Genomic DNA, 15,947 nt, shown 5'->3' with positions numbered 1-15,947 from the left:
GTAAGCGACATCCTTCTTACCTCAAGAAATGCTCGACAGTCTCGCACAATTCATCCTCACCATCCTCGGAGCACTGAACCTGCAAAAGACCCCCGTGGCCTCCGCGGACACCTTGCAAGAACAGACCTGGCCCGAGAAATACGCTTTAGAGATTGAGGAACAGCTGGATAAGGAAGAAACCTATCCTCAAAAAGATGCCCTTCTTTCTCTCACGGATGAGTCTCTTTACTGGGTGGTGGCCATACTCGACGGCGATACCCTCCTGATCTCAGGCCCCAACCGCGAACTTTTCCAGGTTCGCCTCCTGGCCGTGGACACCAACGAAATCAATGGACCCGATTCCACCGCCGAATGTTACGGTTACGAAGCCGCTCTTTTCACCACCGAATTTTTAAAGAACCGCGCCGTCCGCCTCACCGCCGACCCCGCCAATGAAGACGAAGATCCCTATGGCCGCAAACTCCGCTACATCGATGTGCTCCAAGAAGACGGCAGCTTCCTGCGCCTCAACGATGCCCTTTTGCGTGAAGGCTACGCCACCTTCCCCGAGCAGTACCCCGTGACCGACCGCACCCACTTCGAAAACCTCGAACAAGAAGCCCAGGACGCCAACAAAGGCCTCTGGGGCGTGTGTGAGTGAAGCCTCCCCGCAGAATTTGACTCCAAGACCCAAATAGTGGATAATGCAGGGTACTTTAGAAAAAGTATGAACCTTTTCAAACAAACAATTCGGGTAGAGGAAACCTCAAAAAGTTATCACTGGAAGCCACACTTTTACTCAAGATAGGGTGTAACCAGTCGTTTAACATACTTAAAGACGGTTACACCGATTTAAATCCTGTAACCGTTTTTTTATGTCTAATCAACTTCTACAATTCATTCTTGGGATCGTCAGTATCCTCGCAAGCGTCATCGGCATGCTGCTCAGCTTCAGTGGCAAAGAGTAGGTTTTATTCAGAGCTGATTTCCTGTAAAAATAGTTAAACTGTAATCAATATGAAAAAAGCTCTAAAAGTCAAAATCTGCGAAGCAATCTCGTTCATTGCACATCCAGTTTTTGTATTTCCTTTGCTCACAGTTGTTTACTTTAAGTGGGATCAATTATCATCCTTTTTGGCAGTACTGGGACTATCGTTTGTAATGCCGTTCTTATACTTTCTTTACCTATACAAAACGAAAAGGATATCGGACTTTGATGTCAGTAAACGCATTCAAAGATACCCACTCTACTATGCTACTCTAATTGGGTTAATGCTCTCGATTATTTATCTGTATTTGTTCTCAACAAAAGAAATTTTCTATGATTTTAGCCGATTACTGGCAATAGCCACACTCCTCATTCTCTTTAACTTTAAAATTAAAGTGAGCATCCATGTCGCTTTAATCACAATTTTGTGTTTTGCGCTCGTTCAAGATTTCAACTTATCTCCGCTGATTTTTCTTACGATTCCACTCGTCGTTTACTCACGCCTACTCCTAAAAAGACACAAACCACTTGAGCTCATCTTAGGATTTGGGATTCCGGCTTTGTTTTATATCTGCTAGCGCCGTATCTTTTAAAATTGGTAAGGTTTGTTTCTCCATGGATATTGAGACCTTAGATCTACTCCCAAAGCAAACAAGGCCTCAACCGTTATGGCTTTGAAAGGGTCAAGATGTAAGGTCTGAGCAAAGCCACGCTTATGAGCATAGAGATATGTTGCCAGTCCAGGGCCTGAGTTCGTTTCTAAGTACCAATGATTTCCACTTTGATCGGTCATGAAATCGACTCCCAAAACTAGGTCAGTTCGCGGTGCTACAAGTCGTCCAACTCTCTTTGAAACTTCTTCAATTTGCTCTGGTAATACTGGCCTACGCGTATCAATACTATGGTCTTTTAAAACCTCTTCCCAATCCACTGGTCGATCAGGTTGTCTAGCAGGCTCAAGAGGAAATATTCTGCCTCCTTGTGCTACATTCGAGCAAAACTCCTGCCCCCCTAAAAACCAATCTGAGTCTGGCTGCGTCAGTTCAGAAAAAGGATCATCTGGTAAAACAGAGGCTTTGCTTGATTTATCTCTACATATCAAAGCCGCGGCAAATATTTGACCCGTTGCACCAACAAGGACTCTATAAGAGCTAACATAAGAACGATGGCTGTCTTGCTGAATAAAATCTTGAAAGACAAACTGACTGACAGGGAACCCTTTGGTTCTCAAAAAATTCACAAATGTATCCAAACCACTCTCATCTTTGATGAGAAATTTCCAGTGACCTTCGTTAGCTTTTGTGTCCTTTGCTACAACAGGATATCGAGGGTGTTGCAAAAACTCATGTAAAGGAACTGTTCGTGGTTTCCTTATAGTTGTTCCTTCGAATATGGTTTGGTCTACTAAGTCATCTGGCTTAAAGGGAGAGCTTATGGATACATCACTACTATCCCAGGCCCCTTCAATCACTTGGACATCACTGAGCCCTTCAAGGACTTTTCGCAGCCACCTTTCGGCAGCAGTCATCTGTTCAGCAAACCTCATTGTAGAGTTCCAAGTCACATCTTGATCATCTCCCAACAGCATTGTCCATGGAGAGACCAAATCTCTTTCACCAAAACCACTGGGTATTGAAATTTTCATAGCCCTCGCTTAAGACGGGCATAATACAATAATGTACTGTACCAGTCAAGATGGTCGGGGGATAGGAACTAAAGTAGAACTTCAAAATCTTGAACTACTTGAACGTACCTACGCAAGCCTCGATAAGTTCAACATCGAAATGGAGCAATTCTTGAGGGGTGACCTGCTCGTGTGTACTGGAAAACTAAATGATGTTACGATGTAGCCATCCTTAAAAATTCATATGGTTGGAAGAAAAGACGCACTAACAGATGTAGCTCAAGCTCTCCAAGGACAAGGAACTCCAACATCGAGTAAACCTTCTTCAACTCCTAGTAATTTAAGCCCCAATCAGGCCGTTGCTAGAGATGGGAATGTGGTCAATCTCGGTTTCAGTGGACGAAGAAAGTAATAAGGGCGACGTTCATCGAACCTACATACTTGGTTGAGTCCTTCTTTTGTTGAATCATAACTTGTGCTAACGTTCGTTGCATGAAGAAAAAAGTATTTATTAGCTTTGATTTCGAGAATGACCAGTTTTTAAGGGATGCTTTCGTAGCACATGGGCGTAACTCTGATACACCCTTTGAGCTAGAAGACTGGTCAGTGAAAGTACCTTGGGATGAAAGAACTTGGAAGGAACAATGTCTAATCAAGATCAAAAAGTGTGATTTAGTAATCGTGATCTTGGGAGAGAAAACTCACACTTGTTCTGGCGTAAAAGCTGAAATCCAAATGGCAAGAGAGGCTGGTGTCCCAGTTGTAAGTATCGTTGGATACAAGGAAAAAACTTGTCCTGCTATCGAAGGACTTAAAAGATATCGCTGGACTTGGGAAAATGTGGGGCTTTTACTCAATGGCAATCGATAAAGCATGAGGAACAAGAATAAAATCAAACTATTTTCTGCTGACCAAAAGAAGTACGGGCATCAGTATCGAGAGCACGTTCTTGAGCAGTATAGAATTTATGTTGAGGGAATAGATAAAATCAGTGAAAGGAGAGAACGGGCTAACACCTTTTTTCTTTCGTTAAACACCTTCTTGATGACGGCGTTGGGGTTTTTTGTTAAGGAGGAGTTTTCAGCAAACATTGAATTATTGGTCTTGATTCTGGGCGTTCTCATTTGTTTCGTATGGGCTAGGACAATTCTTTCCTATCGACAAATGAACACGGGCAAATTTACAGTGCTCCATCAAGTGGAAGAAAAACTTCCCCTAGCACTCTATAGAACTGAATGGAGCATTCTTGAAAAAGGGAGAAATGCTGGGAGATACTTACCTTTTTCTCATCTGGAAGGCTTCGTCCCTTACTTGTTTCTTGCCTGCTATATTTTGTTCACCCTTTTAACTTTTGCCGAAGAACTAGGCGGAGCCTTCGGAAGCGTGATTGATTGGATTGAACATCTTTCAAGAAATGCCCAGTAGCAAATCTACGAGCAGGCATATGGCTTTATAAGCACTTTCAGCAGTGTGAACCATTGGGTATGTTGCTTCTTGAGTCCTCACTACGCCATCCTTTGTAATACCCTTTTCGTGAACTGCGGGGAATTCCACGATTGTGTCTCCAGAAAACTTTTCGAGGTTTCTTAAATCGATGAAGGTTTTAAGAGAAGGTCTGATTTGGAGCAGTTTATCCTTGATGAGCAGCAATTCTGGGCGTTTTCTTCCTTCGTTTCCCAAAATCTTTATCAAAGAGTCAATGGAGTCTAGATTGAAAGTTTTTCCAAGCGGTTGTTTAAGGTTCAATGCGGCACATGTATGCCTACCAATGAAATCGATAAGGATTCTTCCATTAACAAGAAACTTTCTCCAAGTTTCTCTGCCTTCTATCGAGTCGACACTAAAAGATGCACCTGTACCATGAGGCTTTGAGACTTCTTGGATAAACCCACTGTATGAAGCAAGAAAGAGGGCAAACGCATTAACAAAATCTGTGTACCTCTCTTGTGGCAGTTTAGACCTTTTAACAATCGACTCTGCGTGCTCACGAAACTTATCATTAACTTTAACCCCAAGGGTCATCGCAATCTGGATATTTGGCATCGGATACCAGTTGCCGTCGGCATCGCCACGCCTATGGCCAGTGTCAAATAAACGATTCCCATTTGCATCAAACTTCAAAAAACAGCAATCTTTATAGGGCAAGCCTGACGAGCATGGACATAACTCAAGCTCCATTGTTTTCAGGGTAAACTTTCACACGCCAATCCATCGTTATCATTTCCCTCCAATCCATGCACATCATAGCCCACTTGGGCTAAGCACCCATCATAAACAGACTGGGCTTCGGCGTGAGTAGAAAAACTGGAACAATTATAAGTATTTGAACTGCAAGTGTACCAAGAAGTGGGTTCGGGTTCTTCATAAATAGGCTCTTGCACCTCCTCCACAGTATAAGTTTCTTCACTGGAAGATTGGGTCGTTGTTGTGGTTTCTGGTTGGACTATCGTAGCTGATTCACTCACCGCTGGCTGTGTAGTTTGAACCTGTTCTTCGACCTTTGATTCGGAACTGACACTTGTTATAGCTTCACTCTCAACAGTTTCTTCCAAAGTCGGCTTCTCCATTTCAATCGCTTGAACTTCTTCGGTTGAAGTAACTTCCACATCACTTTCTGGAACAGGAGTTGGAGCAGTCACGCCAATACCAATGAAGCTCACCAAAGCAAGGGATGCCAGACTACCAAGGACATTTTTGCGAGTCGCATCCTTGCCCATCAGTTTTTTGACGATCTTCTGAAAAACCGCTGGCTTGATTAAACCCACTGGTAGAGCGACGAGAGATAGTAGCAACGCCAGAACAAAGAGATTTGCCATGAGAATTTTTAGAGAAAGTCGTTGGGGTTCTTTTTATAAACCTTAGCCAACTTCTTTAATTCAAGCACATCAATCCGTCTCTGGAAAGTTTCAACCTTGGAAACGAAAGACTGTGGTTTCCCTAAAAGGTCTGCAACTTGAACCTGCGTAAAACCTGCATCTCTGCGAGCTTTGGTGAGTTTATCTATGAGGTCACGGTACTCCTTAGAGTGGAGGCTATTCATGGAAAGAATGCTAAATCCCTTTTTCGGATAACCCAAAATGGGATATAGTGAGGCAAATCTATTTCCCTATCCCATGACTACCCACGAAACAAAGAAAACTTGTAAGGCTTGTCTTCAAGAGATACCAAAGAAGGCCACCAAGTGTTCACACTGTGGACAAAAGCAAAGTATTTCCAACTGCTGTGCCGTCCCTCTCGTGATCTTTCTGGTTATTTTCTTTCTAGGCATGCTTGGACAGGCTCTTGATGAAATGGGAGTAAATCAACCAAGTAGCACACCAGAATTCAGAACAGAGGCATCGGACTTTGAGGCTTACTTAATGGCCAAACACTTTGTGGAGGCTACGCTCAAATCTCCAACCACAGCAGAGTTCCCTTCAACCATGTTTGACGACCCCTACACGGTGAGTAAGGAGGCAGATGTTTATACGATTTACTCCTATGTGGACTCACAAAATGGCTTTGGGGCAATGATTCGGACTTACTACACAATACAACTCCGTTTCTTAGGTGGAGACCCGTCCGATTTTGGAGCTTGGGAGTATGTGGACATACAGACGGAGTAAACTTTCCCAGTTCAGAAGCGTAAAATATCAGTGATTTTACCGACACTGTTATGAGCACGACCACAGTCAGAAAAGAGCTTTTCGTAGAAGAGTATCTAAAAGACTTCAACCAAGCCAAAGCCGCTGTACGGGCAGGCTATAGCGAAAATGGAGCAAGAACCCGTGGCTCTCTACTCATGGACGACCCATATATTCAAACAGGTCTAAAGAAACATTTTGAAGCGAGGAAACGCCAAGCTCTTTACGACGAAACTTATATCATCGAAAATCTCAAAGAAATCGTCCTAAAATGCCTTGAAAGAAAGACAGTGGGAAGAAGTGCCGAACAGTGGACGATAGATGCCTACGGAGCATTGAAGGCCTTAGAACTACTTGGAAAACATATCGGTATGTTTAATCCAAAGTTTCAAGAACCAACGATGCCAACCTATCCAGTGAACATCAGTATCATTCAAGCAGTCAGGCAAAGTGAAGAACGTAAACAAATATGAACATTTCCGTATGCGAGGCAGTGGAATAATATAAAGGCATGGAATTAAAAGATTTTGAACGGTTCTTAAAAAGTTTTGTGACTCCAGAATCAGAAGGGGTAGAGGAAAAACCTCCACGCTATGTATTGTATGCCCGCAAGTCCAGAGAAGAAGATGGTGAGCAGGTGCGTTCAATTGGTGATCAAGTGGATGAAGCCCGTATCTTGCAAAGAAAACTGGGTCTTAACGTAGTAGAAGAAATTCAAGAAGCGGCTTCGGCCAAGAATTCAGAATCACGGCCAAAGTTCAATCAGATGATTGCAGACATTAAAGCTGGGAAATACGATGCAATTTTAGCTTGGCATCCTGATCGGCTCTCCAGAAACATGAAAGATGCGGGAGAGGTAATTGATCTTCTAGACAAGGGGGTGATCAGAGATTTGAAATTTGTAGCATTTAACTTTGAGAATAGCGTCTCTGGCAAGGTTATGCTGGGTATTGCATTCGTAATTGCTAAACAGTATTCAGAGGCGTTGAGTCAGAGCGTACTGCGAGGTGTTAACAGAAGTTCCAACGAAGGAAAGTATTTGGGGAGAAATAAGCATGGATACCGTAAAGATGAAAATCAAGAGCTGCATCCCAACGGAACCAATTTTGACCTAATCCAAAATGCATTAAAAATGCGTTTAGATGCAAAGTCCCTTGATGAGATAGCCGAATACCTAAATCAGAATCATTACAAAAAATCGACATTACGAGGGGATGAGCTTTATACGATGAATAAGAAAAGAGTCTCCGAGTTTATAAAAGACCCGATTTATGCGGGGATACTCCGCTACGGGGATAGGGTCATTAACCTTGTAGAAGCAAGTGGGTTTTGCCCGATGATTACACCCGAAGAGTTCATACGGTTAAATGAGATGCAAAAGGTGGAGCGTAGCTTCCGTTTAAGAGGGCGATACCTCAAAGAAGGGTCGGTTCATGCTGACTTTCTAAGAGGCCTTGTTTACTGCGGTCATTGTGAAAAAAAGATGGTGCCGAATATAACCCACAAGGTCAAAGCTGACAAACGGTATTTTTTCTACCGATGCACAACTCCTAAATGTTCGTTTCATAACAAATCCGTGCGCGCACATATCATCACAGATTTTGTAGATACATTTCTTGATCAGCATGATTTCACCTCGGCAAAAATTTATCAGCACTATCAAAAAGAAATGCATAGGGTGAATAGGAAAACAGTTGAGGAGTTGACTTCCCAAGAGCAGTCAACACGCCAAAGTCTCAAACAATTGAGCGGGCGCATTCAAAGCAGAATGAATATGGCGGAAGAAGTAAAAGACAAGTTGGTGAGAGAATTTTACCAATCGGAAATAGCCAAGCTCTTAACGCAACAGGAGGGGTTAGAGTCCCAGCTCGCAACTCTCCAAGAGAAAAAGAAAAAGCAAAACGCCGAGGTTTTAAGTTACGATCAATTTGTAGAACTTTTCAAAGATTTTGGCTTACGGTTGCGAAATGAGAAAGTTTTAGAAAAGAAAGACTACTTAATCAAAAAACTCTTCTCGAACTTCACCGTGAAAGAAAAGAAAGTGGCTTCGTACAGCCTAAATTCTCCATTCAAGGAGTTTGAAGAACATGCAAAAGTCCTAAATGGTCGGGGTAGCAGGACTCGAACCTGCGGCCTCTCGGTCCCAAACCGAGCGCAATAGCCAACTTTGCTATACCCCGACGCTAAGCTCCTAAGAGCAAAGCGGAGTATAAGCAAAACTCCCGCCCGGGTCAATCTCGCCGAGAAACTTACAAGCACAAACAGCGCCCATTGAGCCATTCCCAAAAATTAAACGGCTTTCTTAAGCCACAAATCGAAGCAAAATCTGTGCGTGCGCACAGTTAACGAGCAAAGCTTCAGGCATCAGTAGAAGCCGATGCCGTATCATTCGAAGCAAGCACGGCTGGCCCGGTGCCAATCTCTACTTTAGTGGGAGCCTCAGGAGTGGTTGAGGCGATCATGACTTCGGTTACTTCGTGTGGATTTTCCAGTCCCCATCTGCTCAAATCCGCCAAGGCCACATTCCCGGCCAAAGTGGCGTAGAGAGGAGTGTTTGTTTGTTCTCTAACAAAGGCAATGACCCTAGCCCGGTCATCTTTAAGCAGTCGAATGTCTCTCTCCAAGGTAAGTGCCTCCAAATCAAGATCTTCAGCCTTACTTGCAGTCCTAAAAAGAGATTTTTTCCCGATTTTCTCTTTAACTGCTTTCAAGGCCGTAGCTTTCTGTGTCAAAACTCCATCTGTCCGCGTCAAATAAGAAAAGGACTTTTCCATCCGTTCCCGAATTTTTTCTGCAGAGGCATCTGCACCTCCATCATCCAAAAACTCAACCTTTGTAGGAGCATTTGCAGCCACTGCCCCTCCTGCTGCAGCCGCCGGAGCTTCCGCACTTACAAGACCCTTTTTCTTCCATTCAATCTTGGTCCCATTCTCTGCCCAAACCCGAGTTTTGGTGCTTGCATCAAGCCAAGTTCCATCTGGGTAGTCTGTATCAGGGCCCCATTCAACAGGTTTACTATTCACAGTAATATCGTAGGTCTCCATCTCTGAAGCCGAGAGCACCTTGACCGGTGATTTGCCACCAAAAAAGTCGTGAATACGGCTGTTTGTATAGTCAGAGTAGTTAGGCTCATTTTTGTCGGTAGGAAGTTTCACAACAATACTCCCACCTTCTTCAGCATTATCCGTTAAAGTCGCATACTTTTTCCACCCCTCCCCCTGCATTTTCGCCGCAAAGGCTGCTTCCTCTTGTCGGACTTCTTTCCGTTCCACACTTGACGCTCCTGTTCGAGCCACTCCCTCTGTCGCTTGAGGTTCGTCAGACGAGACCTCTGAGGAAGAACCGGCTCCGCCCGAAAAGCTATTGATCCAACGCTTTTGTCCCATAGCGCGTAAACGCTCTGGAGCATCAGGGCGTAGTGAAAACCCCCTCTGGACCGCGCGTTCCAAAGCAAAGATTGGATTTACAACGACAGAAGCCCACAGGCGCGCTTTGGGCAACATGGCCTTCTCAAATAAAACCTCGGTTTGTGGCAAACGCTTTTCCCTTGCCTTCTCTAAAGTGAATTTGAGTGACTTTGCATCAATAAGCGCCTGTGTTAATAAAGCCAAATTATCACGATCTGCAGTGTAAGACACTCCATCCAATAACCAGCCATGGGAACCCATGGACGAGATTTTAAAGGGTCCACCAACATCACAAGGTATGGTGATAAGAACCCTACCGTTAAAAACCTCAACCAAGCCTCCTTCAGTAAAACCGACATCCTTAAGAATGGCATTGTATTTTTGGAGTTGGACAAAATCCAAATCTCCATCCAAAACCTTTAAGGCCTCGGCCAAAGCAGGGTCAGCGGTTCGGTTCTCTTTTTGTGACGCTACAATCTTTTGTAGCGCAGCAGAAACCTCAGGATTCTCTTCGGTAAACTTTTTAAGAAATTCAGGAGGGTAATTTTTGCCTGAAAGTTCTTTCAAGTCCGAAGCGAGTCGTTGCATGGGAACGAAATCATGATAAGCCTCAGGAGAGACAAATCCACCAGCACCGGCGTAACTCATATTTCAAATTGAGCTTGGTCTTCGCGAGCGACGGCACCCTCTTGGGTTTGGAGGGTGGCGCGGGCTTTGTCGGCCTGCCACTCGGAGTAGGCGGCGGCGACTTTTTGACGAAGTTCGAGTTCTTTTTTCATACCTTCAATTTCGGCAGCTTGCACGGCCAGGATCATTTTTTTGAGTTCTTCCAAATCCGCGGCGCTCATGGTGGGAGCCACCTCTAAAATGCGCTCCAACTGCTCTTTGGAAAGGGCTTTGGTTTCTTGTGCGAGAGCGATGACATCGTTAGCGCTGAGTCCCATTGGCATAAATTAAATCCAATAATTGTACCATGAAACAGCCTCAGCGACAAGGGTGTTTCGCCCTTTGTTTTTCAAGGGTCCGAAAGTATAATGTTCCTCGATGAAGCTCCACTGGTCCCAACTCGACGGGCTTGCCGTGATTTCTTCGGAAGAAGATAGGCCTTTTGGCTTTGTGACGGGCGTTTTTATGCATCCGGAAACGGGGCAAATCATTGGGCTCTTGCTTGGTTATTCCAAAATGGTAGTGCCGGTGGACATCGAGCAGTGGAATAAAGACTACATACGAGTGAGTGGGCCCGAAGCGTTCACGACTCCCCTGGAAATTTTACGCATTCAAGAATTTGGTTTGCGCCGGACCTTTTTGAACAACAAGCGCGTGCTGGCAAAAAATGGGCAGAGCTTGGGCCGCGTGCGCGATTTTTGCTTGGACACGAACACCAGCTTTCTCCTCTCCATTGAGGTTTCTAAAAAATTTCTGTGGATGGAATGGGACAAGCGGACATTTGACTACAGCGACATCTCGGCGGTCACCGAAAAAGCCATTGTGCTCACGGTGGAACCGGAGGAAAAAGAAAAAGCCGGGAAAATTCAAGTCCCGGCTCTTACTTAATTGTTTAAAACTCAGTTCACGGTTGTGGTACTTGTGCTTGCGCCTCCACCAAGTCCGGCACCCAAGATGGTGTTGACCAGTGCGAAGGAGATCAAGATGAGGATGATACCAATGGCGGCATACATCAAAATCTTTTTAGCCTTACCAACATTTTCGTCGCTTCCTCCATCTGTAATGTAGAGCACACCGCCGTAAATCACCATCACGGTAGCCACAAAGCCCAAGAATCCAAGGAAGTAATTGAGAATATCTTTGATGAGCTCCTTAAGATCTCCTTCATTATTGGTGGCATCACCAACGATGTCGAGGTTGTCGGAGTCATCAATAAAACCGTTTGCAAAACTCATGCCGGGCAGGAGTTGAGAAACCAAAAGAGCAGCGCCCAGGAGTCCGGCAAAAATAAGAACTTCGCGGACAATGGGGGATTGAATGAGTGCTTTGACTTGCATAGCGTGGGGTTAGTGCATTTCTTCGCCATTTAAGCAGTTTTTTAGCCCGCGTGCAAGTTTCACCTTCATTCCGAAGGCACAAACACCACTTCCCGCTCCAGCCGTATTCCAAATTTTTCAAAAACGGTCTTTTCCACCAAAGCGGCCAAATTTAAAATATCCGCCGCTGTCGCTCCCCCCGCATTCAGGAAAAAATTCGCATGCTGATCCGAAATTCGCGCTTTCCCAAGCCACTTTCCCTTAAGGCCCGCGGCCTCAATGAGTCTCCCCGCATGGTCCCCCGGAGGATTCTTAAAGAACGATCCCGTGCTGCTCCCCGGCGGCTGTTTTGAAATCCGACTTCGCGCAATTTCCTTCATTTTCTCCAAAATTTCCCCTCGCTCTCCCCTCTGCAATTTAAAGCTTGCACTCAAAACCACCCCGCCTTCTTTCTTGAGCCGCGACCATCGATAATCATACTCAAAAAATTCCACGCCAACCGTTTTCACCCCCTCGCCCGGCATCCAAACCTCTGCACTCTCCAGAACATCTTTAGCCTCCACCCCAAAGCATCCCGCATTCCCAAACACCGCGCCCCCCACCGTTCCCGGTAAACCATTCCACGCTTCCAGACCCGTGAGCCCCGCCTCCGCCGCAGCCAAAACCACCTTCGCCATCATCACTCCCGCCTCCGCCCAAACCTCCTCCCCCCGTACTTCCACTCCCGCCAACCTCATCCGAATCACCAGCCCGCGGAAACCCCCATCATCAAAAAGCAAATTGCTCCCCCCGCCAAACACAAAAACCGGCAGATCCCGCTCCTCCGCCCAGTTCAGCGCCTCCAAAACCTCCTCGCTCCCCCGCGCCTCCACAAAAAAATCCGCCGGCCCTCCAATTTGAAAGGTGCAATACGGGGCCAAATTGTGATCTTCCCTCAACTCCATTGACAAAAAATATTTTAGATCTAAAGTACGGAAAAACAAAGACAGTTTAGACCTTAACGGCAAAGAGCACAAACATGAGGACTCAAATTGGCCACGGAATTTCCACCCCCACCGCTGTGGTGGCAGATGTCCACGGTTTCCTCCCCGCCCTAAAGTCCGATCTCAGGGCGCTCAGAGCAGTGGACCCTCTCCACAGGTGGACCTTAAAAGACACTGATCTCATCCTCTTGGGGGGATTTGACCGCAGATCGTTACGAAGATGACTTCGACATCGCCATGTTCGTTCGGGATCTCAGGAGACAAATTCAGGAGAACGGGGGAACGCTGACGACGATTTTGGGGAATCACGACCACGAGGGGGTCAATTTTATAACCAACGGTCTTGGGGGAAATCTGAAGCAAATCCACAAACAAAGCATAAGAGGGATTTTTGAACTGGGACGATTCTTGGAGCTCGCTCCAAGCACCCTGGACATAGACCAGTTTTTTGCCGCACGAAAAGCGGACACGGACTACTTAAAACGGCTACGGGAGAGTGAAGAAGGGCAGGCGCTCTGTGAATTGTATGGGGACATGAAGCTGTTCCATAGAATCGATGGGGTGGTTTTTCAACACACGCCGCCGACACCAAGCACATTGAATGCCATAAACTATCCACATCTAAATGAGGAGCACCGAGATGCCATGAGTAAAGTCTTACAAGGGGAGAAGCCCTTTGCAGAGGAGTATCACCGCATAGGATGGCTCGCAGGGGTGCAAGCGATAACATGCGCTGACAATAGGAGAGCGGCCACCCCTCTGGAAACAAATTGCATCTGGGACGAGGTCGTCGAAAACGGCGTGCGCACCTTCGTCTTTGGCCACGATCGAAACTCAGCAGGGTTAAGGACTATTCAGACTAATTTAGGGCCAGTCACCCTGCTTGGCTGCGACCACAAGTTTTGCTCTTCAGCAGACCACACCTTCGACCCCCATGCCCTTCGTTCCGTCGCCATGTTTTACCCGGACGGGACTGTGGAAACAGAAATAAACGCTTTTTCAAACTTGCGCTAGTTTCTTAAACGCAGCCTGTCCCATCACAACCGAGTTTTCACGATCATCCGCGAAAGCTCTTCGGCAGACAATTCAAATCTTGTAGTGTCATTTACAAGCAACTCAGTCAGAGGGGTAGAGCTATCGTAAGCTTTGTCATCAGCATCAAGCATTCGTAAGCAGACGACATCTCCAGCGCGTAAATGCACACTCGAGGGAGACAATGGGTCGCTCACATCCTGAGCAATGGTAAAATTCCGTCCATACTCCAACTCTGATAGCCGAAGACCACTAGAAACACCCACATCTCCCGCTGAGAGCTCGACATTATTAGGGCCCCACTGGTTAATCAAGCGGTCCGACAATGTATTAAATCTAGCGTCCTCACCACCATACCCAATGCGAACAAAATGGGAATGGAACTCCACATAAAACCGTGCCCCGGCTGGAGCACCAGGTAGTTCAACCCAGTAGCGCCCATCTTTCGTCGTAAAGCCGATAGGATTCAGACCCAATCTGGAAGCTAGCCCTTCGATCTCCTTCACCATCTTCTCATCGCGCTCCTGAGAATTGTCATAAACACATATTTCCAGTTTGCCAAAATCACCCAAATCTGAGATTAGAACGGAGGGGTCATCTCCCACCATTGGTGTGATGGAATAAGACATGTGTGGAGGAGTTCCCACTCTAGATTTTGGAGCAGATTGCATGACACCCGCACCCTGCAGGGAACCAAGCACTCCTTCCGCTACGCCCGCCAGCTCACCAGTCTTTCTGGGCTCCAGAGTTAAACGACCACGGGTGAATGGGGCATCCTCTGACTCACGGAAAAACACCATACCACCAAGATATTGGTTGAGGGATCTTAAGTTAGGAAGAGCGGGACTAAGAGTAAGAGAAGCTTGGACTGGAAGACGATCTGCGGCAGAATCGAGCATGTAATTAGGGTAATGTAGGGCGCTAGAACAGAGTGCTATTATAACAAAGAAATAAAATAAGTCAAATCCTGTGAAGCCACCCTATTTTCATTCAGTAAAAATGCTCATCCGCCCCCACTCTTTCTATGCGCCTCACGAGCCTCCTCTGCAATACCCCAGTGTATGCTTCGCACATTAGGATAAGTCTGTTGAAATCCGACAACAACTTCTGCGTCTGCGCCATGCAGGAAGGTGCTCCCGCGCACTGCCTCTAGTCTCAATTCGGGCCCGTTTCCTGCAGTCCTCGCAAACAAGGATACTTGTGATCCACTGCCATCATCAGGGGCCTCACCGGGAATATGAAGCCGAGACTCTAGGTAAGCCGACTCCTCCATACTCACCCTCCTCCCAGGCCCATGGAGGAGTACACGAGCAGTGTTAGGCCTTTCGCTGACGCGTCCCCAAAGAGCATGAACTTGCGGGGTGATGGGTCGAGCGGGGAGAATCCAATCTTTAATCTCCTTCCAAGGATCCGGAAGCCAACCCACTTGATCACGAGGCTGCTCGAAGCGAGGCCCCCATGCAACCAATTCTTCTGCAATGGTCCTCATAAGCTCCTCCCTATTGCTAGCGGTACGGCTCACTTGAGCGATGTAACTAAACAGACTGCGTACGTACGGCGCTATTGACAAAACCTCGAAACGGCCGATGGAACCTGCACGGTCGGTTTCCTCCGCGATTCCTCCGTTGAGATCACCAACAAGGTCTCGCACGCTTTGTTTGACGGATTCAATATCTACAGGAGTCGAGCCAGGGCGCTCTTGAGGGGGGCAGTTGTAAGGATCACCCTCCAGCCTTGCCCTCATGATATGGTCTGCTGGCGACCCAAAATGAGCCGTAACAGCTTGAGTTTTTGGAATAAGCCAAGTTTCACATCCCAAAAGGCGCCCTCTCAAGTCAAGGAGCTTATCATGATGTCCGGCATCGATGTCAGGCAGGCCCTCAGCAAAACGGGGGAGATCCGGCAGTGAAATCGTACCCAACCGCGAAGAACCGGAGGGTCTCTGTGCAGAAGGTACCCCATGCCACAGGCCTTCCGTCCCCACCGCCAGGTAACCTTTGAGTACAGCGGAGAGCTTCCCAAGCGATGCAACGGGATTTAACACGAGGTCGCAGTCCTGGAGCTGGAGAGGGGCTTGCCTTAATATTCCCTCCACGCTAAGAGCCACCCGTTCCAATTGAAATGGGGCAAAATTTCTCAAGTCCTTCTTAAATGGTGCGATAGCGCGCTCATAGGGACCGCTTTCCAGCCAATCTCGAACATTTTGTGAATCTTGGGATGTCATAAACGCAGGGTTAGCCCTACAACAAGAGGTCATCATAGCAAATTCAACGCATTTTCCAAGGCGATTTGGATGAGCCCCCACCCTCCTGTCGCGAAATAATAATTG

Annotated in this window: 17 protein-coding genes and 1 tRNA gene; 8 read left to right on the top strand and 10 right to left on the bottom strand. The window is 46.5% G+C overall.

Annotation, left to right across the window (positions count from 1 at the left end; all coding sequences use genetic code 25):
• Positions 1–28 precede the first annotated feature (28 nt).
• Both WC777_01865 and WC777_01860 read left to right on the top strand, forming a co-directional pair.
• Entirely contained in the window at positions 29–787 is a 759-nt protein-coding gene (locus tag WC777_01865) for a thermonuclease family protein (GenBank protein ID MFA6023941.1), read from the top strand.
• A 209-nt stretch (positions 788–996) separates the two neighbouring features.
• Positions 997–1,545: a hypothetical protein gene (locus tag WC777_01860; protein MFA6023940.1), complete on the top strand. Its 549-nt coding sequence runs from the start codon at positions 997–999 to the stop codon at positions 1,543–1,545.
• Positions 1,546–1,556: 11 nt separating this feature from the next.
• On the opposite strand, the gene WC777_01855 is transcribed toward WC777_01860, so the two are convergent.
• On the bottom strand, positions 1,557–2,612 hold the full coding sequence (locus WC777_01855; GenBank protein ID MFA6023939.1) for a hypothetical protein: 1,056 nt from the start codon (positions 2,610–2,612) through the stop codon (positions 1,557–1,559).
• A gap of 471 nt (positions 2,613–3,083) precedes the next feature.
• On the opposite strand from WC777_01855, the gene WC777_01850 reads away from it, so the two are divergent.
• Entirely contained in the window at positions 3,084–3,461 is a 378-nt protein-coding gene (locus tag WC777_01850; GenBank protein ID MFA6023938.1) for a TIR domain-containing protein, read from the top strand.
• Between the two features lie 3 nt (positions 3,462–3,464).
• A complete protein-coding gene (locus WC777_01845; GenBank protein ID MFA6023937.1) occupies positions 3,465–4,016 on the top strand; it encodes a hypothetical protein in 552 nt (183 codons plus the stop codon).
• 401 nt (positions 4,017–4,417) lie between these two features.
• Here the strand turns inward: WC777_01845 and WC777_01840 are convergent, their stop codons facing one another.
• Positions 4,418–5,407, bottom strand: a complete 990-nt coding sequence (locus WC777_01840; protein MFA6023936.1) for a hypothetical protein — start codon at positions 5,405–5,407, stop codon at positions 4,418–4,420.
• An 8-nt stretch (positions 5,408–5,415) separates the two neighbouring features.
• Complete coding sequence (locus WC777_01835; protein ID MFA6023935.1) at positions 5,416–5,631, bottom strand: helix-turn-helix transcriptional regulator; 216 nt, start codon at positions 5,629–5,631, stop codon at positions 5,416–5,418.
• Between the two features lie 73 nt (positions 5,632–5,704).
• Between WC777_01835 and WC777_01830 the strand changes: the two genes are divergently transcribed.
• Entirely contained in the window at positions 5,705–6,196 is a 492-nt protein-coding gene (locus WC777_01830) for a hypothetical protein (GenBank protein ID MFA6023934.1), read from the top strand.
• A 50-nt stretch (positions 6,197–6,246) separates the two neighbouring features.
• Complete coding sequence (locus tag WC777_01825; GenBank protein ID MFA6023933.1) at positions 6,247–6,735, top strand: terminase small subunit; 489 nt, start codon at positions 6,247–6,249, stop codon at positions 6,733–6,735.
• 1,582 nt (positions 6,736–8,317) lie between these two features.
• Here WC777_01825 and WC777_01820 read toward each other — a convergent pair.
• The 3 genes from WC777_01820 to WC777_01810 form a co-directional block, all read right to left on the bottom strand.
• Positions 8,318–8,394: transfer RNA gene (locus WC777_01820), tRNA-Pro, on the bottom strand.
• 162 nt (positions 8,395–8,556) lie between these two features.
• Entirely contained in the window at positions 8,557–10,209 is a 1,653-nt protein-coding gene (locus WC777_01815) for a hypothetical protein (protein MFA6023932.1), read from the bottom strand.
• Positions 10,092–10,565, bottom strand: a complete 474-nt coding sequence (locus WC777_01810; protein MFA6023931.1) for a hypothetical protein — start codon at positions 10,563–10,565, stop codon at positions 10,092–10,094. The genes WC777_01815 and WC777_01810 overlap by 118 nt, the downstream gene beginning before the upstream one ends.
• 100 nt (positions 10,566–10,665) lie before the next feature.
• Here WC777_01810 and WC777_01805 point away from each other — a divergent pair, with 100 nt between their 5' ends.
• Positions 10,666–11,175, top strand: coding sequence for a PRC-barrel domain-containing protein (locus WC777_01805; GenBank protein MFA6023930.1), 510 nt, complete (start codon positions 10,666–10,668; stop codon positions 11,173–11,175).
• Here WC777_01805 and WC777_01800 read toward each other — a convergent pair.
• Positions 11,172–11,624, bottom strand: a complete 453-nt coding sequence (locus tag WC777_01800; GenBank protein MFA6023929.1) for a hypothetical protein — start codon at positions 11,622–11,624, stop codon at positions 11,172–11,174. The genes WC777_01805 and WC777_01800 overlap by 4 nt on opposite strands.
• Before the next feature lie 41 nt (positions 11,625–11,665).
• The gene (gene murB / locus WC777_01795) at positions 11,666–12,547 is read right to left on the bottom strand and encodes a UDP-N-acetylmuramate dehydrogenase (protein ID MFA6023928.1); all 882 of its coding nucleotides are present in this window, start codon (positions 12,545–12,547) and stop codon (positions 11,666–11,668) included.
• 237 nt (positions 12,548–12,784) lie between these two features.
• On the opposite strand from murB, the gene WC777_01790 reads away from it, so the two are divergent.
• On the top strand, positions 12,785–13,600 hold the full coding sequence (locus WC777_01790) for a hypothetical protein (protein MFA6023927.1): 816 nt from the start codon (positions 12,785–12,787) through the stop codon (positions 13,598–13,600).
• On the opposite strand, the gene WC777_01785 is transcribed toward WC777_01790, so the two are convergent.
• Together WC777_01785 and WC777_01780 are read right to left on the bottom strand one after the other, a co-directional pair.
• Positions 13,597–14,517, bottom strand: a complete 921-nt coding sequence (locus WC777_01785; GenBank protein ID MFA6023926.1) for a hypothetical protein — start codon at positions 14,515–14,517, stop codon at positions 13,597–13,599. The genes WC777_01790 and WC777_01785 overlap by 4 nt on opposite strands.
• Positions 14,518–14,555: 38 nt before the next feature.
• Positions 14,556–15,842 (bottom strand): hypothetical protein, encoded by a 1,287-nt coding sequence (locus WC777_01780; protein ID MFA6023925.1) that lies wholly within the window; start codon positions 15,840–15,842, stop codon positions 14,556–14,558.
• Positions 15,843–15,947: the final 105 nt, after the last annotated feature.

Source organism: Candidatus Gracilibacteria bacterium, assembly GCA_041661045.1.
Classification (GTDB): Bacteria; Patescibacteriota; Gracilibacteria; order UBA1369; family 2-02-FULL-48-14; genus 2-02-FULL-48-14.
Note: the sequence above shows the minus strand (reverse complement) of the source record. Positions and strands in the feature narration are given on the sequence as shown.